Consider the following 20,933-nt stretch of genomic DNA (forward strand, 5'->3'; position numbering starts at 1 on the left):
CTGCACACCGCGCGTCGAGCGATGCGATCGGGGCGGTCGAGCGCGGCGACGCGACCGCTCCTTCCTCGATACGAACGCAAGCCGCGAGAACATCGAGGAATCGAACGGAATCGAGACGTCGAAGCTGAACTCGTTCGTCCGCAAACGTCGGATGAAAAAACACAGCGACCGCACAGGGCTGTCAGAACCCGATTCTCGAGCGCTTACTCGACGGTGACGCTCTTCGCTAAGTTCCGCGGCTTGTCGATCGGCCGGTCTAAGAGATCGGCCGCGTAGTAGGAGACGAGCTGGAGCTGGACGTTGGCGAGCAGTCCCGCGAGGTCGGGATCGGTTTCGGGGATCGCGAGGTGTGCGTCGGCGACGTCAACGGCCCGATGCCCGTCCGGACAGACCGTGACGACGGGCGCGCCGCGAGTCTGGGCCTCCTCGGCGTTCTTCAGCGTCTTCTCGTCTTCGACCCCGTTGAAGACCGCGAACACCGGTGTATCGGGCGTCACCAGGGCGAGCGGTCCGTGTTTGAGCTCGCCCGAGGCGAAGCCTTCGGCGTGTTCGTAGGTGATCTCCTTGAACTTCAGCGCACCCTCGAGCGCGACCGGGAACCCGAGTCCGCGGCCGATGAAGAAGTACGACTGACTGTTCTCGTACCGCTCGGCGATGGCTTCAGCGTTAGACTGTTCGAGCAACGCCTCGAGCGAGTCGGGCATCGCCTCGAGTTCCGGCAGCAGCGACTCGAGGTTCGCGGGCACCTCGCCCTGCAGGTCCGCGGCGATACGCTGACCGAGCAGCGTGAGCATGACGGCCTGCGAGGAGAACGTCTTCGTGGCGGCGACGCCGATCTCCGGCCCGGCGCGGATGAACAGCGCCTCGTCGGCCTCGCGGGCGGCCGTCGAGCCGACGACGTTCGTGACGGTCACCGTCGACGCGCCCTCGGCCTTCGCGTGTCGCATCGCGTTCAGCGTGTCCGCCGTCTCGCCACTCTGGGTGACCGCGACGACCAGCGTGTCGTCGTCGATCGGCGGCGCGGAGACGCTGTACTCGTTGGCGAGCAGCGCGGTCGACTGCACGTCGGCCTGTTTCAACGCGAGCGAGCCGTACAGCGCCGCGTGGTAGGACGTCCCGCAGGCGATGAACTGGACGCTGTCGATATCCGCGAACGTTCCCGGCTCGAAGTTCTCGAGGGCGATCCGTTCGTTTTCGGGATCGATTCGCCCCTCGAGTGCCTGGGCCAGCGCGGTCGGCTGCTCGTAGATCTCCTTGAGCATGAAGTGGTCGTACTCCCCTTTCCCCGCCTGTTCGGGGTCCCACTCGACCGTCTCGGGCTCGCGGACGACGGGATTGCCATCGAGGTCGGTGTACTCGACGCCGCCGTCGTCGACGATGACGACGTCGCCGTCCTCGAGGTAGACCACGCTGTCGGTGTACTCTAAGAACGCCGGGACGTCGCTGGCGAGGAAGTACTCGCCGTCTTCGATACCGACGACCAGCGGCGATCCCTGTCGGGCGGCGTAGAGGACGTGCTCGCCGGAGAGCATGGCCGTGACGGCGTAGCTCCCCTCGAGTTCGTCGATCGCTCGACGGAACGCCGCCTCGTTGTCCATGCCCTCGTCGAGATAGAACTGGATGAGGTGCGGGATGACCTCGGTATCGGTGTCGCTGGTGAACGTGTGCCCGTAGTCGGCCAGTTTCGACTTGAGTTCGGCGTAGTTCTCGATGATCCCGTTGTGGACGACAGCGACGTCTTTCGTCTCGTCCGTGTGCGGATGGGCGTTCTCGTCGGTTGGCGGGCCGTGCGTACTCCAGCGGGTGTGCCCGATACCGACCTCGCCCTCGAGCGGCCTGTCGCCGATCGATTCTCGCAGTTCGTCGACTTTCCCCGAGCGCTTCTGTACGTCGATGCCGGAGCCGTTCTGGACGGCGATTCCGGCAGAGTCGTAGCCGCGGTACTCGAGGTTCTCGAGTCCGGTCAACAGCGGTTCGAGCGCGTTTCCATCACCGACTCGTCCGATTATTCCACACATTAGAAACTCACCATCCGGACGGCTTCCCGGGGAGAGACGCTCCCTCGGACGACGTTGCGGTTTGCACACGAGACGGGACGACGGTTCGACTTGCACGTGGGGCGACGGTTCGGTTTGCCAGCGTTGATATCGGACGAACGCGATCGTGTCATCGGGAGTCGGTCGTCCACGGGGACTGTTCGAGAGAGGGGACGGTGCACGGACATGATACAGACCTCCCCACCGGCACCCATTACTATAGACGGGCTACTGGCCCCGGTAGCTAGGGGGTAACGGCCAGCGACGGATATCCACCCCCAGAAATCAACTCTTGATACACTGACGTGTTCGGAGTGGTTTTTAAAATATTCGTCCAGTTTTCGGTATCGGTACGAGGATAGTTCGTCCGATGGCCCTTCCGAGAACCAGTATGTCAAGCGAACAGCGCGACAGCGCTCGGGTACGAAAGAGCGACGAAACAGTATCGACGGCCAAACAACACAGTATGGAGAGAGAAACCGTGCCGGTTGTAGCCACGATACTGATGAGTAATGCCACGGGCAGACGACGAACCACATCGAGCAGAACAAACGTGAATTGATCGCCTGAAATACCGTAGAAATCACTCACTGAGACGGGTTCGCGTCCGCGATCCGGGAACAAATTGAACGCTTATCCGCATCCGTCGTTCCAAATAGGACATTTTATTAGCTATCCGGCCATTTTCTCGCGACGATTACGCTGCCCCGAGCCGAAATCACACGAAAGGCGCATCGTTTGCCGGAATCGTCGCCCGACGTACCGTCGGGACCACCTCGATGCAGGCGGACCGAAATCCGCGAATACGAGGGCTCGATCCATCGATGAACACGCCGCTCGTCGTCGACACGCTCGGTCTCCCGCTCGATCAGCCGGTGCTAGTCTTTACGATCGCGATGGCGATCTTTCTCGTCGGTCCGTTGCTGGTCAAACGGCTCGGCCAGCCGGGAATCGTCGGCATCGTCATCTTCGGCGCGGCCATCGGGCCGGGGGCGCTCGAGCTCGTCGAGCACTCGGACGCGATCGTGTTACTCGGCGAGGTCGGACTGATCTACCTGCTGTTTACCGTCGGTCTCGAACTCGACATACAGGGGTTCAAGGAGGCGCCGGAGAACGCCGCCCTGTTCGGACTGACGAGCTTTTTCGTACCGTTTATTATCGGAACCGTCGCGACGTACCTCCTCCTCTTCCCCGACAACCTGTGGGCCGCGCTGTTGCTCTCGTCGGTGTTCGCCTCGCACACCCTGCTCGCCTACCCGGTCGTCAACCGCCTCGGCGTGACCAAAAACCGGGCCGTCACCGCCGTCTTCGGCGGGATTCTCTTTACCGACACGCTCGCGCTGGTCGTGCTCGCGATAGTCACCGGAGCCGTCGAGGGCGAACTCACCGTCTGGCTGTTCGCGCAGGTGTTCTTCGCACTCGTCGTGCTCTTCGGCGCGGCCTGGTTCGTCATCCCGCCGCTCTCGCGGTGGTTCTTCCAGAGTTTCAGCGAGGAGAGTTACTTCGAGTTCCTGTTCGTCATGGTCGCGATCTTCGCCGCGGCCAGTCTCGCCGAGATCCTCGAACTCGCCCCCATCCTCGGCGCGTTCGTCGCCGGAATCGCGCTCAATCAGCTCATTCCGGAGGGCGGCACGCTGATGAACCGCGTCGAGTTCGTCGGGAACGCCTTCTTCATTCCCTTTTTCCTGTTGCACGTCGGCATGCTCGTCGATCCGAGCGTCATTCTCGACGGCCCGGAGACGCTACTGATCACCGCGCTCATCGTCGTCGTCATGGTACTCACGAAGGGGGGCGCCGCCTGGCTCGTCGCCGCGATCCAGGGGTACACAACCAACGAGCGAAACGTCATCTTCGGGCTCTCAGTCGGGCAGGCCGCCGCCGCGCTGGCGATCACGCTCATCGGGTTCGAAGCCAGGCTGTTCGGCTCCGAAGTGCTCAACGCCGTCGTCCTGATGTTGCTCATCACAGCCTTGGTCAGTCCGTGGCTGACCGAACGGGCCGCGACGAGTCTCGCCCTCGAGCGCGAGGTCGGCGAGGGCGACGATAGCGCGAAGGATCCCAACATCCTGCTGCCGCTGTCTCGCAACGCCGAACTCCAGCAACGACTGCTCGAGCTCGCGTTCGTGATCAAAGGCGAGCGCGGCTCCAGCCCGGTGCACGTGATGACGGTGGTCCAGCCTAGCGACGATCAGACGACCGAAACCGAAGTCGCGAGGGTCAACGACGAACTCGAGGAACTCGCCGCCGCGGGAAGTGCGGCCGAGGTCCCCATCGAAACCGAGACGCGCGTCAACCACAACGTCGCCTCCGGAATCGTGCAGGGATCTGTCGAGATCGAAGCGAACCAGATCATCATGGGTTGGGACGCCGCCTCGACGTTCCGGCACCGAATCTTCGGGAGCATCATCGATCAGGTGCTCAAACGGACCACCCTACCCGTCCTGATCTCCCGGCTGGGCCACCCGATCAACACGACCAAACGGATCTTCGTCGTCGTCCCGATCGGCGCCGACCACCACGAGGGGTTCTACGAGGCCGTCCACATCGTCAAGCGGATCGCCGCGAGCCTGGGCGCGGAGCTTCACGTGATCGTCGTGGAGGGCTCCGCCCACCAGTTCGAGCAGTTGTTCGACCTCGTCGAAGAGGACGCCACGGCCGAGTTCACCGAACTCGGCGACTGGGGGCAACTCCTCCCGACGCTCGAGACCGAAACCGAGGACGACGACCTCATCGTCGCCATCTCGCCACGTCGCGGCGACGTCGGCTGGCACACCGAACTCGAGGACCTGCCGGCCCGACTAGCCGAGATGCCGCCGGAGTCGTTCATCACCATCCACCCGCGCCAGGGCGAACCCGAATACGACCGGCAGTACCTGCGGCTGAAGTGACGGGACCGACTCGAGCGGCGAGTCGATCGGATTGGCTTCGAATCTGATCAGTTGTCGCCGATACGCGGCTCCGTTTGGGGGCTCGAACACACCACGGTTCCGGTCCAGACCGCACGCGGGAACGGCCTCGGGGGTGGGTCCGGAAACGACGTTGTCTCGGGCGGAGACGAATATATCAAATTTGAATACAATATATCGAAAAGCGGCCGGCGAACCGGCACACCTTTGACAGTCACTGAGAAAGCTAGGGTATGGGTTTTGGTAGCTACGACGAATCCGAACAACAGCAGCAGACGGCCGACGATGAGGACGACGTAGAGGCCGTCAACGTTCACGAGAACGATCACGACGGGAAGATGTCGTTCGAGTCCGACGCCTCGACCGACGAACTCGTTTCCCAACTCGACGCGATGAAAGACGACCCGGACGACGAAGACGAGTAATCGGCCGGCAACGAACGGAAGCGTATCCGTCCGCGACCGGATTCGATGCCGTCTGCAACGGCTCGATCAGTTCGCGCCGATGCCTCTCGTTTTTTCCGCACGCGAATCAAACCGATACGGAATCGAACCGACAGTCAGCAGCAGCCGCTCAAACGAGCTATTCGATAACTAACACAGCTTCGACGCACAGAGTTCGCCGATCGCTCGACGAAGCCGCTGGGAGACCGCCGATTTCGAGACGCCGAGTCGATCGGCCAGTTCGTCCTGCGAGATGCCGCGAGGGACGTCGAAGTACCCCTCCTCGTAGGCGACCGCGAGCAGTTCCTGCTGTTTCTCCGTCAGTGCGACGACGCCGTCGTCCTCGTCGTCCGACACGCGCAGGTGATCGACCGTTACCGAGATATCTCGTCCGCGACAGTAGTCGTTGAACGCGATGAGGTCATCCCGACTGGGGAACTGAAGCTGGACGAGCCAGCCGTCGCGCGAACTCGAGAGTTCGAGCAGTCGACCGTCGGACTCCGCCGTTTGGGCGATGAAGGGGATTGCTCGACTGGTAAGTTCGACGCGGTAGACGCGTCGGTCGGGGTAGCGATCGGCGAGAATCGGCTCGCTGATCGTCGGGTCCATCTCGAGGGCGCTCTCGAAGCCGTCGAACGAGTCGCCGAAGACGCTACAGAAGACGAGGGTTCGACCCGTTCCAACGGTTGTCCAGTACTCCGGTTCGACGGTGACATCGGGCGCGTGACGAAGCGTCGGACGCAGGAACAGCGACGAGTGATCGAGGCGGAGCTGGGTGACGATCCCGCCGTCAGCCTGTGACCGGACGCCGGTCCGCTCGTGTTCGAACTCCGTGCTCTCGATGCTCACAGGTGAATCCCCCATCCGGGCAGATGGCGGCTATAATTCCTCGTTACCACGAACTCGCTCATTGAAAGCCAAATTCGACCGCGAGTACATGATGGTAGACGCTATATAGGAAATCGATACGCCACCAATACGCTATATCTATTCATGCGTCGTTCGTCCAGAGTGTTCGCCCCCCGATAGAAACAACCGGTTACAGCCGTATTCGTCGACGATTCGGCGCGGTAATCGAACACTACTCGCCGTGAGCGAGCGAGATTACGTTCACGCCGTCGGCTCGAGCGAGTTGAATCACGGCTCGTCGTCACCGCCGCGCTCGTCGAACAACAGCGCGAACAGCTTGTCCTGGGCGAGTCGGAGATGGCGGCTGAACGTCGGCTGTGAGACGCCCAGCGATTCGGCCACCGCCTCCCCGGTGCTCTCGCGGGGCCACTCGAAGAAGCCGCTGTAGTAGGCCGTCTCGAGGGTCCGGAGCTGGCGCTCCGAGAGCCGACTGCGGAGTTCGGCGTCGAACGGGCGAGCGGATCGGGCGGAGCGGTCTCGCTCGCGGCGGGCGACCAGCTCCGCGCCGGCGTACCGTCGTTCGACCATCCCGACGAACGAGCGAACGTCGACGGTGCTTGGCAGTTCGACAACCAGCCGGGTCCGATCGCCGACCGGGAGAACCGACCGCAACGTCCCGCCGTGGTTCGCGAACGGCTCCGCGACGGACGGTGCCGCGAGGACGAACTCGAGGAGCGACTCCTCGGTTCGCTCGCCGACGAGGCGGCCGGATTCGACCGCTGAGACGTCATCGACGGCCGCCCGAATCGACCCCTCGTCGGCCGTCGGAGCGGTACAGTACACCGTCGATCCGCCGGACGACCGGGGGATCACCGCCTGCACGTCGAGGCGTCGGTCCAGTCGGTGTGCGAGCACCGACAGCGGTTCGTCGCCGTCTCTGAGGAGGAGTTCGAGTTCGGTCAGTCGCTCGGCCAGCAGCGCCCGTTTCCGTTCGACGGCCGCGATCGCGTGGCTGACGACCGCCGCGAGGTGAATAATGATCTCCCGCGTGACGTCGTCGAACGCGGACGGCCGGTCGGCGAACACGGTGAGTACGCCGTAACAGAACTCGCCGGTCACGAGCGGGACGGCCAGAACGGATCGAAAGCCGCGTTCGATCGCCCGTCGACGCCACTCCGCACCGTTCCGTGCGGTGTTCTCGTCGGCGATATCGGCGACGGCCGCCGGCTCGAGCGTCGCGGCGGCCACCGCCGTCGGGTGGACCGGGTCCACGGCCGCCATCGATACCGAAACCGACTCGAGGGACGCGCCGTTCTCGCCCGCCCACGTATCCGGCGTGATCCGTTGGGAGCCGGTATCGACGTGACCGATCCAGGCCAATTCGATCGATCCCGGCGTCTCCGCGAACGGAAGCGAGACCAGCGCGTCACAGAGCGACTGCTCGATCTCGTCGCGGGTCTCGCTATCGAGTACCGTGCGCTCGATCTCTCGCAAGCGCTGGCAGCGAGCGACGACACTCTCGAGTCGCTCGAGTTCAGCGCGAGACGACCGAACTGTCGAGTCGCGTTCGAGCGACTCGAGCGTGATCGACGCCGCCCGCGAAACGACTGCGAGCGGCGTTCGACCGTCCCCTTCGAAGGCCATCGGATCGGTGCTGGTCGCGAGCACGACGCCGTGTCCGGCGATCGGCACCGCGAGGATTCGCTCGGCACGAATTCCCGTCTGCGCGAAGAGCGACTCGAGTTCCGATCGGTCGAAGACGGTCGTCGCGCGCTCCCCGTTCGCGTCTGCGTCGGCGTCCGTCCCGTCCGCCGGATCGATCCGGTCGAGCAGGTCGCGATCGATCGGCGGGAGATCGACCGACGAACTCGCGGCCGTCGTGGCGACCGCCGCCGGCCTGTACAAGTCGTCCTCGAGGCGGTACCAGCCCGCGAGGTCGGCGCCGGTATACGCGAGGACCGCGTCGACGGCCGCCTGCCGAACGGCGGGACGGCTCTCGGCGTCGGCCATCGTTGCGATCGATCGATCGATTGCCGACAGCGCGCCGGCGGCGGATCGGTCCCTGTCGCGGACGACACAGAGCGTTCGATCGTCGTCCGCCAGTGGGGTAACAAATACGTCGACGGGTCGCGGTTCGTCGCCGAACGTGAGCGTCCCGGTGACGGGCTCCATCCACCGGACGACGGACGAACGGGCGCGCTCCCGAATCGTCGCCGCGAGGTCGTCGTCGAAAACGTCGTCCAGTTCCCGACCGACGAGCGTCGCCGCACCGGCAGCCTCGAGCAGCGCCGCATTGGCGAACCGGATCGTCGATCCGTCGAGGACGGCGACCCCGTCGTCGAGTCCGTCGACGACCGACTCGAGCAGGTCGAACCGCTCCCTGTCGACAGCGACGGCTCCGGGGTCGGGTGCCTCGCGCGCGTACACTGTAACGCCGTTTTCGCCGGGGTAGACGGAGACCACGAGCCGCGTCTCGAGCGGCGGATACGGCGTCTCGAATTCGACGGGCGACTCCGAGGCGGCGGCCTCCAGGAAGCGCTCGTAGAACACCCCCCGAACGCGCTCGTCGAGAAGGTCCCAGACGACGGTACCGGACGACGGGGAGCCCTCCACGGCGAACAGCCGCTCGGCGGCCGCGTTCGCGTACCGAAGTTCCCACTGCGGCCCGAGCGCGAACACCGACTCCGCGAGGCGCTCGAGCGCCCGCCGAACGCCGCTGCCGGCCCCGACGTCGGCTGCCGAGGTCTCCGAGAGCGTCAGCACGACGCCGCCGACCAGCGGATCCGCGAGGCGGTTGCTGCACGTCAACTCGTAGGCGTGCCAGGTTCCAGCGGCGTGGCCGATCCGGACGGCGACGCGGTCGGTCGTCCCGAACGGGGCTGCCGAGACCGCGTCGAACACCTCGGTGAGCGTCTCGCGGTCGTCCGGATGGACGAGTTGGGTCAGCGGCGTCCGCTCGAGTTCGGCCGGCGTGTACCCCAGCCGCGGCTCGACGGCCGCGCTGGCGTACTCGATCGCGGCGGAGTCGTCGACCACCCAGACGAGCGCGTCCGACCGCTCGAGGATCGATCGGTCTCGGCGGACGGACGCGGTCTCGAGTCGGTAGCGCTCGGCCGCGTTCCTGACTCGGGCGGCGAGGAGCGACCGGGGGTCGTCGGCGTCGAGGACGTCGATCGCGCCCGCCTCGAGTGCGCGCTCGACTGCGTCGTCGTCAGTCGCGCCCGCCCCGGTTACCGCGATAACCGGCATTTCGCCGCCCCTATCGCGGATTTTTTCGATCGGAAACCCGTTCGGACCGCTCTCGAGCGGAGCGACGACGCAGTGGATGTCGAGGTGCGTCAACCGGTCGAGCCCGCTCGAGAGCGAGCGCTCTCTGACGAGCGAGATCGAGTCGAACTGCGAGGAGAGCGCGTCCATCGCCGCGTCGACCGGCTGCGAGTCGCCGACCACGAGCACCCGGAGCACGTCGCCGACGACGGTTGTAGTACCGTCGCTCACCGGAGATCCACCTCCGCGCGGGACGGAATCGCGGATGCGAGCCGGGAGCTAGACGACGAACGGCGGCGGAGTCGACCGGTCGTCGGCCGACAGTGGGTCGTCGTGAACCGACGGAACACGATAGGACGCCTATCGGTCGCTCGGCGGTTAATTATCGATCGCGTATCGGACGCTAGTGCTCGATTAGGGCGACGCTTCGGGAGCGTACCCGTTCGTCTGTCGTTTGGCGGAGACGCCCGAGGGAGCGATCGAACCTCACGCTGTCTGATCTCGGACGGTAACGACCGGAACCGGCGCGTTCCGGACGATCTCCTCGGCAACGCTGCCGACGACCAGGTGATCGAGTCCGGTCCGGCCCTCGGTCCCCACGACGATCATATCGATCGCGTTTACCTCGGCAACGTCGACGATCTCCTCCTGGGGAACGCCGTGACGGACGGTGGTCGTCACCTCGAGGTCGCGCTGGGCCGCGGCCCGTTCGGCCTCCTCTAGGGCCTCCGCGGCCTCGCCCTCGGGATCCGAGCGCATTGCGTCCTGTTTTTCGCTACTGTGCGGGCCGTCTTCGGACACCGAGACGATGTGGAGCGTGGCCCCGAGACCGTCGGCGAGTTCGATCGCGTGCTCGGTCGCCTGTCGAGCGCCGTCGCTGCCGTCAGTTGCGAGTAACAGATCCTGATACATGACCTGAACGTTCACCGGACGGACGGAAACATACCGCACTTGCCGTTGCCGGGAAGCTATCCAGTGCCCGCATCGGGCACTCGAGCGGGTCGAGGGAATCGGCGTAGATGGTGTCGCAGTGGACAGTCGCTCGAGGTGGACGAGATCGAAATCATCCTCTTTTCGGTCATTCGCCCCTGTTCGCTTCGATTGCGATGCGATCGTCCGTGATATCGTCGAACGATTCGTCCGACGAAATGATCGGGGCTTCGTCCGCGTAGGCGGCGTGGTACGCATCGAACGCAGTGAGTCCGTTCTGTTCCATGTAGTCCGCTGTCTGGAACAGAACGTCCTCGTCTTCGGAGACCGTTGCGAGCTCGAGTGCGTAGGTAAGCGCCTCCATCCGATCGAACTCGAACCGGTCCGAAATCACGAGAAGTTCGAGCAGCCTCGCGCGACTCTCGCTTGAGTTCCTCGATCGATTTGTCCTTGAACGCATCGCCGACAGCATCTCGAAGCCCCTCGATCGGGTCATCCTCGAGCGGGATCAGCTCGATCCGGTCTTTGAGCTCGACGACGCGGTATCGATCACCGTGCTTGTCCCGAATTTTGTGGGGGGTCACGATTCGACCTCGGTCGTCGGCCTCTGCCGTTTTGCCTATTGTAGCCACTACTACCGCGGGAACAATTAAAAATAGTCCCACAAATACCGTTAGTCTCCCACTCCCGCGTCATCGGACGGTTTCGAAAGGCGCTGTCCGTTTTTCCTGACTCGGCGGAAAGCAGTTCAACACAGTCAGCGACAGCCACCCGTTAGAGCTGGGGCTGCTCGCGTCCTTTCGCCTGTAAGGAGCCTCGAGTCGACGAACTGAGCCGATCGACGGCGCCGCGGGACTCGGCGACTTCGACCAGCAGATCCGAGAGGTTCACCAGGTCCGCGACGTACTCCTCGCGCCGACGCTGCCAGCGGGCCGCGGCGTCGTCGTCCGTGAGAACCTCGAGCGAGCGGTCGCGAACCGCCTCGTACTCGTCGAACTGCTCTGCGAGCCCGGCGCGCTCGAGTTCCTGGAACTCGCCGTACTCGTGGTCGTCGGTGCCGCGATATCGGAACGCGGGCGTCCCCAGCAGCGCCGCCTCGGTGGCCATCGTCCCCGTATCCGCGACGAGCAGCGACGCCTCGGCCATCGCGTCGTGAATCAGCGCGGGGTGGAGATCGTACGACCGAGCGGGCAGGTCCGCGAGGTCCATATCGTCTCCCTCGTCCGAGACGAAGACGGTCGCGTGCTCGCTCAGTCGTTCGATCAGATCGCGGCGCTGTTCGGGTCTGAATCCCTCGAGGGTGGCGTCGTGGAGCGCGTCGAGCGCGTTGAACCGGACGAGCACGTACGGTTCGTCCGGGTCGACGCCGAGGTACTCGCGGACGCCCTCGTCGCGCTCGAAGACGTCGGGGTGGAGATAGGCGCACTCCTTGAACCCCTCGAAGGTGTAGTGGGCGTCGCCGAGATCCCGACGGGTGACCGCCGGCGAGAGGATGCAGTCGGCGAACGGCCGCGAGACGGCGTAGTTGAAGTCGCCCGGTTCGTCGTCAAGGACGAGGACGACCGGCGTGCGCGTAAGCATCCCTGCGTAAGCCGCGTACGGTCCGCGGCCGAAGATCACGTCCGGATCGAACCGCCGGGCCTCGCGACCGATCGTCGCCACCTGCCCGACGAGTTCGCGGGCGAACCGGAGCTTCGAGTAGCGGTCGGTCCCATGGCCGCCGTAGACCCGATACGGCATGCCGAAGAACTCGAGTAGGTCCGTGGTACAGGCGTACTCCCGCGTCAGGACGCGGACGTCGTGTCCCGCGTCCTCGAGACGGTCGACGGTATGTCGATACAGGTGGACGTGTGCAGGCGTATTGGCGAAGACGAGGATCCGCATCGACAGACTGTATCCGAGGCTGAACCTTTGTAATCGTACAGCTACCCGATATGATCGGCTGTGCGGAAATTCAGCGACGGTAGACGGCGGTCGCGACGGGAGAGAAACGACTCGGAAACGCAAATCAGAAATCCGCTACCCCCGACGGACGACAGGACGACGAGGTTCAGCCACCGGATACCGATGCCAGGACGAGCGAGTCGCGCGTCGGCGAGACGATTCAGCGATGCGACAGCAGCGATACAGCGGGCGTCAAGCGGGTACGTAACCAGCGTACGGTTCGATAGAAACGAACGAACGGATCGGTTCGGGACGCCCACGGACATATAAGAGTACGTGAAGATAAACTCGAGCGTCGCCGTCCGATGGCACCGTTCTCAGCAACTGAAACGAAGATAGTCGGTGATTGCGTCTCGGCGGGCGCGGACTGTTCGCTCTATAACAAAACGCCGGTCGCTGGTAGCTGACAGCAAGTCGGAATGCACGTCCTCACCCTCACGAACAGCGCGGACGCACCGTTCATGAACCAGCAGATGGCCGAACTCGAGCGACGCGGCGTCTCCTTTACGACACTAGCAGTATCGGGCGAGGTGGACGCGACGACCGCGCGCGGACCGACAGACTACCTCCGGACCGTTCCGAAGGTCATCAGCGAGTCGAGCGGCGGCTACGATCTGATCCACGCCCACTACGGGCTGATGGCCCCGATGGCGCTCGCCCAGCTCGGAACGCCGGTAGTGCTGTCGCTGTGGGGATCGGACGTACACGGACCGGTCAAGCCGGTCAGCAGCCTCTGTGCGCCGCTCTGTGAGGAAGTCATCGTGATGTCCGAGGGGATGCGCGAGGAACTCGGGCGAGACGCCCGAGTGATTCCCGACGGAGTCGACCTCGAGCGGTTCCAACCGGAGCCACAGGAACGCGCACGCGAGAGGGTCGGCTGGGACGACGCCGGCGACGCTTACCAGGTGCTGTTTCCCTATCCTCCCGAGCGCGAGGTGAAGAACTACCCGCGGGCGCGCCGGATCGTCACCGCGGCCGACAACTTGCTCGACCGGCCGGTCGAACTCCGGACCGTCCACGGCGTCGACCACGACGCCGTCCCGGACTACATGAACGCCGCGGACGCCCTCCTGTTGACCTCCCACAGCGAGGGCTCCCCCAACTCGGTCAAGGAGGCGATGGCCTGCAACCTGCCCGTCGTCTCCGTCGACGCCGGCGACGTCCGCGAGCGACTGGCCCGCGTCGAGCCCTCGTGGGTCGCCACCAGCGACGAGGAACTGATCACGGGGCTGATGGACGTCCTCGAGCGCGGGGAACGTTCGAACGGCCGGGAGGCCGTAAAAGAGGTGAGTATCGAACGAACGACGGACCAGCTGCTCGAGGTTTACGAGCGAGTCGCCGGCAAACCGGTCCAGCGGGTGCGGGATGCGCCGCGGATCGAGTGATCGCTCGAGGGTGACGGATGCCGCGTAAGTGGCAAAGTATATTTTCCGCCCCAAAACCTATTTTTTTCACAGCGCGTCGGGGTTCGTATGGGCCGGAGCGACCCGCAGGTGTCCGACGTCGATCCGTTTCCGGAGACTGACGCCAAGGGGGACGTAAACGAGGCCGCCGAACGGGAGTGGAAAGCCACGACGACGGCGGTCGAACGCGTCGACGCGGTGCTCGGGCGGACGACCGAGTGGCAGAGTGCGAGCGAGATTGCGAATCGAGCTCGCGTCTCGGAGCCGACCGCTCGAAAACATCTCCTCGCCCTGGCCGAGTCCGGACGCGCGTCGACGAACGAGACCGGTAACGCCACGCAGTTCCGACGCGATCCCGATCGGCGACGGCTCGAGCGCGTCCAGCAGCTTGCCGACGAGCACTCGCGGACGGAACTCGAGCGTGCGATCCGAGAGATGAAAACGCGGGTTCGCGAGTTCGAAGACGAGTACGGAGCGACGAGTCCGGAAGAGCTCGTCGACGGTTTGGAGCCGAACGACGACGCGGGATGGGACGACCGCTCGCGGTGGAAGACGACGCGTCGAAACCTCGCGTTCGCGAAGACGGCGCTCTCGTTCAAGGAGACGCGACTCGTCGATGCGATGAGTACCGGCGAGGACAGCACCGTCGAAAAGAATGCCTGAGGAACGCGGTCCGATCGACTGGGATGCGTTGCAAACCGTCGAACGCGTCTTCCGCGATCGGCTGGACGGACTGGTGACGGCCACGGAGTACGTGCCGAACGCGATCGACCCAGTCGAGTTGCGCCTCTCGATCGGCACCGGATTCGACACGGACAGCAGCCGGTTCGACGTTCAGTGGTGGACCAACCACGGCTACGAGTACCACTACAGCGAGCGCGACCTCGAGTTCCGATTCCGCTGGGAGATCCGTCCGAAGTCGCGGTATCCGGAAAAACACTTCCACCCGCCCGAGAACCCGTCCGCTCATCGCGAGTCGTGCATCGCGCACGAGGAGCCCGAACTGGTCACGCTCGCCGTACTGGCGTGCTGGTGGAACGCCCTAGAGGCCGACGACCCGTCGATGCTGAACGCGGTCGAAAATCCACCGTGAAAAAACAGTTCAGAACGACGGTCGACGCTACTGCACGTCCTCTCGATACCACGACATCGTCTCCGGTAGGTGAGCCTCGATCGGCTGGTACTCGTAGCCGAGTTCGCGCTCCGCCTTCCTCGAGGTGTAGAACATCCGCTTGGTCGCGAGTTTGGCCATCTGTCGGTCGAAGGGGAACACGCGCACGTCGGCGACGGCGCTGGCGGCTTCGGCGACCGGACCGGCCGCGTGAATCGCCATCGCCGGAACCGGAATCCGGGCCGGCGAGCCGTCGGTGGCGTGTGCGATCCGCGAGACTGCCTGGTCGAAGGTCAGGTTCTCGCCACCGAGGATGTAGTGTTCGCCACTGGTCCCGCGCTCGTCGGCCAACAGCAGGCCGTCGACGACGTCCGAGACGCCGACGATGCTCAGGCCGCCGGGCAGGTACGCCGGCATCGTCGGCTCGAGTCCCATCGCCAGCAACTGGGCGGTGAACTCCTCGTCGCCGGGCCCGAAGATCGAGGTCGGGTGGACGGTGACGGCGTCGCCGCCGGCCTGCGCGTAGTCGTCGACCAGTCGCTCGGCTTCCGCCTTCGATTCCTGGTAGGCGCCGATCGGCTCCGCGACGTCCGTCTCGTCGGCGAATTCGTCGTCGCCCGACGGTCGGCGCGTGCCGGACGTGCTGGTGAAGACGAGTCGGCCGACGTCGCCGGCTCGGCAGGCCTCGAGGACGCGCTCGGTCCCGTCGGCGTTGACCCGGTGGACGGTCTCGGGCCCCGCGCTCCAGAGGCCGATGCCGGCGAGGTGGAAGACGGTGTCCGCACCGTCGACCAGTTCGCGCAGCGTCTCGTCGTCGAAGAGATCGCCAACGTACCAGTCGATCCCCTCGAGATCCGGCCGATCCGAGGTAGGGCGGCTGAGCCCGCGCACCTCCCAGCCCTCCTCGAGCAGGCGTTCACAGAGCGCCGAGCCAAGAAAGCCCGTCGCGCCGGTGACGGCCGCAATTCGCTGGCCGGTCATCGTCCACTCTCGAGCTGTGGCGGGACGGCGTCACCAGCTACCCGCGCGTAGAGTCGGTAGGCGAGCGTCACGGCGGGGTGGGTCTCGTCCCGCGGCGGGAGCTCCCCGTTCGGGAGTCGGCGTCTGAGCGTCGTGAGATCGACGTCGGGACCGGAGCCGCCTGCGTTTTCGACCGTGATCGACGGCTCTTCCACGCCGAACGCCGCGCGGAGCACCGGATCCTCCTCGATCGATCGCTCGAGCAGCGACGAGGCGATCGCGTCGATCCGTTGGGTCGGACCGGCGAACAGGGTGTCCGCCGCGATCGGGTCGCCGGCGTACGCGGTCGTCGCGTCCAGCACCGAGAGGGCGGGTTCGACCGTTCGCGTCGCCGCGACGGCGGTCGACTCCGCGTCGGCCGCGCTCGAGACGAGTCGGCCGAGCGCGCGCATCCCGCCGGCGACCGGGCCGGCTTCGGTCGGCCGCAGCGTCGGGACGACCACGACGGTGCTCTCGAGGAGTCGTTCCGGCACCGACACCGATACTTGCTCGTTGTCGACGGTAACGACGCTGTTGCGCCGCGACTCGTCCGCGAGGTCGACGACCTCGGCGCCGAAGCGCTCGACGATGTCGGGATAGCTCAAGTACTCGGCGGTCCGGTCGAATGCGATGCGGTCGTCGCTCGCCCCGGCGACGGCGACGTCGGCCTCGGTCCAGCCCGCGAGGTGGTCGGCGATCGAGCCGACGACGGCGGGATCGGTGACCATCCCCGTGGAGGGGTGGAACGGGTAGTGGGCGTCGGGAACGACCGTGATTCGATCCGTCGCGGTGAGCGAGCTGACGTAGGGCTCGAGGACGGACCGAGTTGGCGACTCGAACGACGCGAGTCGCGCGTCGACGTCGGCGATCCACCCGCCGCGTCGGTCTGCGGCGTCGACGCCGGCCACGTGAACGCTCACGTCATCACCTCCGGCGGCTCGAGCTCCGCACCGTCGCCCTCGGCCGCGAGTTCGTACGCCGTTTCGGCCAACTCGAGCGTTCGCAGGCCGAGTTCGCCGCCGACCGGCGGCGCCTCGTCGTTGCGGATCGCCTCACAGAAGTCTTCCAGCGCGTCGTAGTGAGCCTGCAGGTAGAACGTCGGTCCGAAGACGTCCGGCTCGCCGCCGGTGAATCGGCTCGTGACGTTCGAGAGCGCGGATTTGGCCGCGCCCACGTAGAAGTTCCCGGGCATGTGCGCTTTGTTACTGATCGTTCCCGTGACGCCCTCGAGTCGGAGTCGGGTGTTAACCTCCGGCAGCTGTTCCCACTGATAGGTCCCGCAGTGGAGGTTGATCGTCGTCTCCGTCTCCGGCGCGCGAAGTAACACCGTCGCCGCGTCCTCGGCCGGAATGTTGAGCGTTTTGCCCATCGTCGCGTCCTGGACCTCAAGCTCGCCGAACAGCCACTCGAGGAGGTCGAAACAGTGGACGCCGAGTTCGATGAGCGAGCCGCCGCCGGCGGCGTCGGGATCCATCGGCCAGGCCGGCGGGGCCTCGTCGGCGGGCGGCTTTCCGAGCGGGTGATCGTTGAGCCGCGTGATCGAGGCGTAGGGAACGTGCCCGACGCTCCCCTCGTCGTACGCCTCCTTGACCCCCTCCATGTCCGGCTGGTAGCGGAGCGTGTGGTCGACGCCGAGCGCGATGTTCGCCTCGCGGGCGGTCTCGAGCATCGCCTCGGCCTCCGCGGCCGTTCGCGCGATCGGTTTCTCGACGAAGACGTCGACTCCGGCCTCGGCAGCGCACTCGACCGCGTCGGCGTGGAGGAACGGCGGCAACGCGACCACCGCAGCGTCGAGGTTTTCCTGCTCGAGCAGCGTGGTGTAATCGTCGTACGTTCGAGTCGCGCCGGCGCCAGCGGCCTTGTCGCGGTTCGCCGGCATCGCGTCGGCGGCCGCGACGACGTCGACGCCGGGCATCGCGAGCGCGGACTTCAGATGTACCATGCCGATGTTTCCGACACCGAGGACGCCGAGTTGCAGCGCGCTCGAGTCGGACCACCGGTCGAGAAAGGGTGGAGCCATTCGGTCGAAAACGGACCAGCAGCGGGCTTTGTTATCGTCGCCATACCCGCGAGAAGCGGACGGTAGCACCCCCATTCGTTCCGCCGGTGTGCGCTCGATTTGTCGGGATAGCGGGCGGTTCTGGCGAGACAACCGCCACCGGCGGCACAATAGCCGTCAGTTACCGCTCGCCGGCACCTGTCCGTTAACTCGTTCCGTGACGCCGGCTCCCTCAAACCCCTGCAGCTGTCGAGCGACGTCCCCCATCGTTTCGACCGTGAGATCCGTCTCCCCGCGCCGCCGCTCGAGGTACGCGAGGATCGCCCGCATTCGACGGTCGTCCCGTTCGCTCGTCAGATTGTTCGGGTGCAGCCACATGTGGAAGACGCCGTCGGCCTCGACCGCGTCGTCGATGCCGCGACGAGCGAGTTCGAGCATGGGATCGGTCCAGACCGACTCGGCGACGGTCCGTGCCGGCCCCTCGAACCCGAAGAGGAACATCGAGGCCGGGACGTTGACAAGCCCGTACTCGTCGACTTCGGGCTCGACGATCATCGACTGATCCCGGAGCGTCGTGTCGACGACGCCGCGAACGCCGTCTCTGGTCGGAGATTTGCCGCGGTAGGCCGAGAGGCCGTGATCCGCGAGGACGTCCCGGTGGCCCACGTCGTTGCGCGGGTAGACGAACGAGTCGATCGACTGGTCCCAGATGTCGGCGATCTCGGTCGCCCGCTCGAGTTCGGCGTCGGCCAGTTCGCGATCCGTCTCCGCCCCGCCGAAGAGGACGTGGGAGAAGGAGTGGCTCGCGAACTCGTGGTCGGCGTCGGCCTCGAGGATGTCGGTGACGAGATCCGGAGCGAACCGAAGATCCTCGCGGTCGCGCCACGAGCCGCGTTCGCGATCGAACCAGCCCGGCGGGGCCGGGTGGTCGGCGTGGCGGCCGTCACAGTCCTCGAGCATCAGATGGCCGACGACGGCCCACGTCGCGGGGACGTCGAACTCCTCGAGCAGTTCGAGCATGACGGACCAGCCGCGGCGGCCCGATTCGACCCGTTGCTCCGGGGGGTCCTCGAGATCGTGAAAGCCCCAGCCGAGTTCGGCGTCGAGGGAGATGACGACGCTACCCACGACGGCCACCACCAGCGTACAGTCGATGAATTCGTCTCATACATCACAGCTACCCAACGGATAGTTTTGTTATGGTTTGCCTGTTTAGGGTGGTGAGAGTCGTCCCCACGGGTAGCGACCGAGTATAGGCGTGGAAGACGGATAGACGACGGACACCGACGATCGACAACAAATCGAGCAAATTCGCCTGCCATCGTCCGGACGGTGAATGAAATCTCCCCATAACAAAGCCGACAACCAGTAACTTCCAGCACAGCAGACGTCCCCCAACGTCTCAGATATCCAAACATGAGCAGGTCTTCCCAGACAGCCGAGCGCGCATTCGTGCTCGGATTCGACGGCGTACCGTGGAGACTCATCGAACAATGGAGCGACGAGGGCGAGCTCCCGAACTTCGCTCGAATGCGCGAAGAGGGCGCCTCCGGCACCCTCGAGAGCACCCAGCCGGCGACGACGCCGCTCGCGTGGCCGACCATCGCGACGGGCGTCTGGCCCGACAAGCACGGTCTCTACGGCTTCCAGAACCTCTCGTCTAACTACACGCACGAGATGTACACCAGTTACGATATGAAACAACCGACGCTCTGGGAGCAGCTTTCGCCAGCCCACGTCGGCAACGTCCCGATGACGTACCCGGCTCGAGAGATCGACGGGACGATGGTCACCGGCATGATGACCCCGTCGACCGAGAAGGAGTACACCCACCCGCCGGAACTCAAAGACGAAATCGAGTCGCGCATTCCCGACTACGAGATCAGTCTCGACTACCCCGACTACGCGGACCGACTCGACGAGTTCGAGGTTGCGGTCGACGACATGCTCGAAAACCGGCGCGAACTGATGCAGCTCCAGATGGAGAAAGCCGGCGACGACTGGGGGCTGTTCTTCTTCGTCTTCACCGCGCCCGACCGATTCCAGCACCTCATATGGGATATGGACCGGCTGCTGGAACACTACAAGAAACTCGACGACATCCTCGGCGAGGTGATGGACTACACGGACGAGCACGACGCCGACCTCTACACCGTCTCCGACCACGGCTTCGGTCCGATCGAGGAGCTGGTTTACGTCAACCACATCCTCGAACAGGACGGCTACCTCTTCAGGCAGGAAGACGAAGGGACTCGCGGCGCGCTCTCGAGTCTCGGCATCTCCCGGGACCGGATCACGGACGCGCTCGAGCGGGTCGGCATCTCCGAGGAGAAGATCGTCTCGACGCTACCCCGGTCGATCGTCGACACCGTCGCCGAACAGATACCGGGCGATCACGCCCTCTACGACGTCGACTACGAGAAGACCGTCGCGTTCGTCCACGGTGCCGGCTGCCTGTACGTCAACGACACCGAACGCTTCAACAGCGGGGTCGTCGATCCGAGCCAGGTGCCGGCCGTCAAAGACGAGCTCACCGACCTCTTCGAGTCGGTGACCGACGACGACGGTGAGCCGATGCTCAAGGTGTTCGACGGCGACGAACTGTTCCCGACCGACGACGACTCGCCCGACCTGATCGTCAACGGACGGGGCGTCTACGAGGCGCGAAACGCGCTCACCGACGAGCCGACCGGTGACACCGGTAACTACGACGCGAGCCACCGCAAGGAGGGAATCGTCCTCTGTCGCGGCCCCTCGATCGACGCCGGGGCGGAGCTTCGCGGCGCGCGCGTCGTCGACATCGCGCCGACGCTGCTCCACGGCATCGGCAAACCGGTCCCGAAGAACGCCGACGGTCGCGTCCTCTTCGACGCGTTCGACGAGGAGACGACCCCCGCCTCGACGAAGGTCGAACGGACGGGCGTTTCACAGGGCGGCACCGACGAGGAGGTCGACGACGACTTCGGAGAGGTCGAGGATCGGCTAAAGGGCCTCGGCTACATGGAGTGACTGAACGACGCGCAATCTGCCCCGACTAGTCCTCGAA

Annotated in this window: 15 protein-coding genes and 2 pseudogenes; 6 read left to right on the forward strand and 11 right to left on the reverse strand. The window is 65.1% G+C overall.

Features of this window, described 5'->3' with window-relative positions:
* Positions 1–203 precede the first annotated feature (203 nt).
* Positions 204–2,018, reverse strand: a complete 1,815-nt coding sequence (gene glmS / locus ACSFC5_RS22005) for a glutamine--fructose-6-phosphate transaminase (isomerizing) (protein ID WP_440767355.1) — start codon at positions 2,016–2,018, stop codon at positions 204–206.
* Positions 2,019–2,860: 842 nt separating this feature from the next.
* Between glmS and ACSFC5_RS22010 the strand changes: the two genes are divergently transcribed.
* Positions 2,861–4,924, forward strand: coding sequence for a cation:proton antiporter domain-containing protein (locus ACSFC5_RS22010; protein WP_440767356.1), 2,064 nt, complete (start codon positions 2,861–2,863; stop codon positions 4,922–4,924).
* Between the two features lie 251 nt (positions 4,925–5,175).
* Positions 5,176–5,367, forward strand: coding sequence for a DUF5786 family protein (locus ACSFC5_RS22015; protein ID WP_440767357.1), 192 nt, complete (start codon positions 5,176–5,178; stop codon positions 5,365–5,367).
* A gap of 168 nt (positions 5,368–5,535) precedes the next feature.
* Here the strand turns inward: ACSFC5_RS22015 and ACSFC5_RS22020 are convergent, their stop codons facing one another.
* The 6 genes and pseudogenes from ACSFC5_RS22020 to ACSFC5_RS22045 form a co-directional block, all read right to left on the reverse strand.
* Positions 5,536–6,249 (reverse strand): helix-turn-helix domain-containing protein, encoded by a 714-nt coding sequence (locus ACSFC5_RS22020; RefSeq protein ID WP_440767358.1) that lies wholly within the window; start codon positions 6,247–6,249, stop codon positions 5,536–5,538.
* A 273-nt stretch (positions 6,250–6,522) separates the two neighbouring features.
* A complete protein-coding gene (locus ACSFC5_RS22025; RefSeq protein WP_440767359.1) occupies positions 6,523–9,732 on the reverse strand; it encodes a bacterio-opsin activator domain-containing protein in 3,210 nt (1,069 codons plus the stop codon).
* A 255-nt stretch (positions 9,733–9,987) separates the two neighbouring features.
* Complete coding sequence (locus ACSFC5_RS22030; RefSeq protein ID WP_440767360.1) at positions 9,988–10,413, reverse strand: universal stress protein; 426 nt, start codon at positions 10,411–10,413, stop codon at positions 9,988–9,990.
* Positions 10,414–10,579: 166 nt separating this feature from the next.
* Positions 10,580–10,852: pseudogene (locus ACSFC5_RS22035) on the reverse strand (type II toxin-antitoxin system VapC family toxin); the annotation flags it as partial.
* Positions 10,833–11,054, reverse strand: a pseudogene (locus ACSFC5_RS22040) (AbrB/MazE/SpoVT family DNA-binding domain-containing protein); the annotation flags it as partial. The pseudogenes ACSFC5_RS22040 and ACSFC5_RS22035, both read right to left, overlap by 20 nt.
* 151 nt (positions 11,055–11,205) lie before the next feature.
* The gene (locus ACSFC5_RS22045; RefSeq protein ID WP_440767361.1) at positions 11,206–12,315 is read right to left on the reverse strand and encodes a DUF354 domain-containing protein; all 1,110 of its coding nucleotides are present in this window, start codon (positions 12,313–12,315) and stop codon (positions 11,206–11,208) included.
* 479 nt (positions 12,316–12,794) lie between these two features.
* Here ACSFC5_RS22045 and ACSFC5_RS22050 point away from each other — a divergent pair, with 479 nt between their 5' ends.
* The 3 genes from ACSFC5_RS22050 to ACSFC5_RS22060 all read left to right on the forward strand — a co-directional run bounded on the left by ACSFC5_RS22050 (position 12,795) and on the right by ACSFC5_RS22060 (position 14,871).
* Complete coding sequence (locus ACSFC5_RS22050) at positions 12,795–13,760, forward strand: glycosyltransferase (RefSeq protein ID WP_440767362.1); 966 nt, start codon at positions 12,795–12,797, stop codon at positions 13,758–13,760.
* A gap of 87 nt (positions 13,761–13,847) precedes the next feature.
* Complete coding sequence (locus ACSFC5_RS22055; protein ID WP_440767363.1) at positions 13,848–14,441, forward strand: DUF7342 family protein; 594 nt, start codon at positions 13,848–13,850, stop codon at positions 14,439–14,441.
* Positions 14,434–14,871 (forward strand): toxin-antitoxin system TumE family protein, encoded by a 438-nt coding sequence (locus ACSFC5_RS22060; RefSeq protein WP_440767364.1) that lies wholly within the window; start codon positions 14,434–14,436, stop codon positions 14,869–14,871. The genes ACSFC5_RS22055 and ACSFC5_RS22060 overlap by 8 nt, the downstream gene beginning before the upstream one ends.
* 27 nt (positions 14,872–14,898) lie before the next feature.
* Here ACSFC5_RS22060 and ACSFC5_RS22065 read toward each other — a convergent pair whose 3' ends face one another.
* The 4 genes from ACSFC5_RS22065 to ACSFC5_RS22080 form a co-directional block, all read right to left on the reverse strand.
* Entirely contained in the window at positions 14,899–15,870 is a 972-nt protein-coding gene (locus ACSFC5_RS22065) for an NAD-dependent epimerase/dehydratase family protein (protein WP_440767365.1), read from the reverse strand.
* Positions 15,867–16,808 (reverse strand): DUF362 domain-containing protein, encoded by a 942-nt coding sequence (locus tag ACSFC5_RS22070; protein ID WP_440767366.1) that lies wholly within the window; start codon positions 16,806–16,808, stop codon positions 15,867–15,869. The genes ACSFC5_RS22065 and ACSFC5_RS22070 overlap by 4 nt, the downstream gene beginning before the upstream one ends.
* Positions 16,805–17,908 (reverse strand): Gfo/Idh/MocA family protein, encoded by a 1,104-nt coding sequence (locus ACSFC5_RS22075; protein WP_440767367.1) that lies wholly within the window; start codon positions 17,906–17,908, stop codon positions 16,805–16,807. Before ACSFC5_RS22075 ends, ACSFC5_RS22070 begins: the two co-directional genes overlap by 4 nt.
* A 156-nt stretch (positions 17,909–18,064) precedes the next feature.
* Positions 18,065–19,015 (reverse strand): polysaccharide deacetylase family protein, encoded by a 951-nt coding sequence (locus ACSFC5_RS22080; protein ID WP_440767368.1) that lies wholly within the window; start codon positions 19,013–19,015, stop codon positions 18,065–18,067.
* Between the two features lie 288 nt (positions 19,016–19,303).
* Between ACSFC5_RS22080 and ACSFC5_RS22085 the strand changes: the two genes are divergently transcribed.
* A complete protein-coding gene (locus tag ACSFC5_RS22085; protein ID WP_440767369.1) occupies positions 19,304–20,896 on the forward strand; it encodes an alkaline phosphatase family protein in 1,593 nt (530 codons plus the stop codon).
* Positions 20,897–20,933: the final 37 nt, after the last annotated feature.

The sequence above is a fragment of the Natronorubrum marinum genome (assembly GCF_052040125.1).
Lineage (GTDB): Archaea > Halobacteriota > Halobacteria > Halobacteriales > Natrialbaceae > Natronorubrum.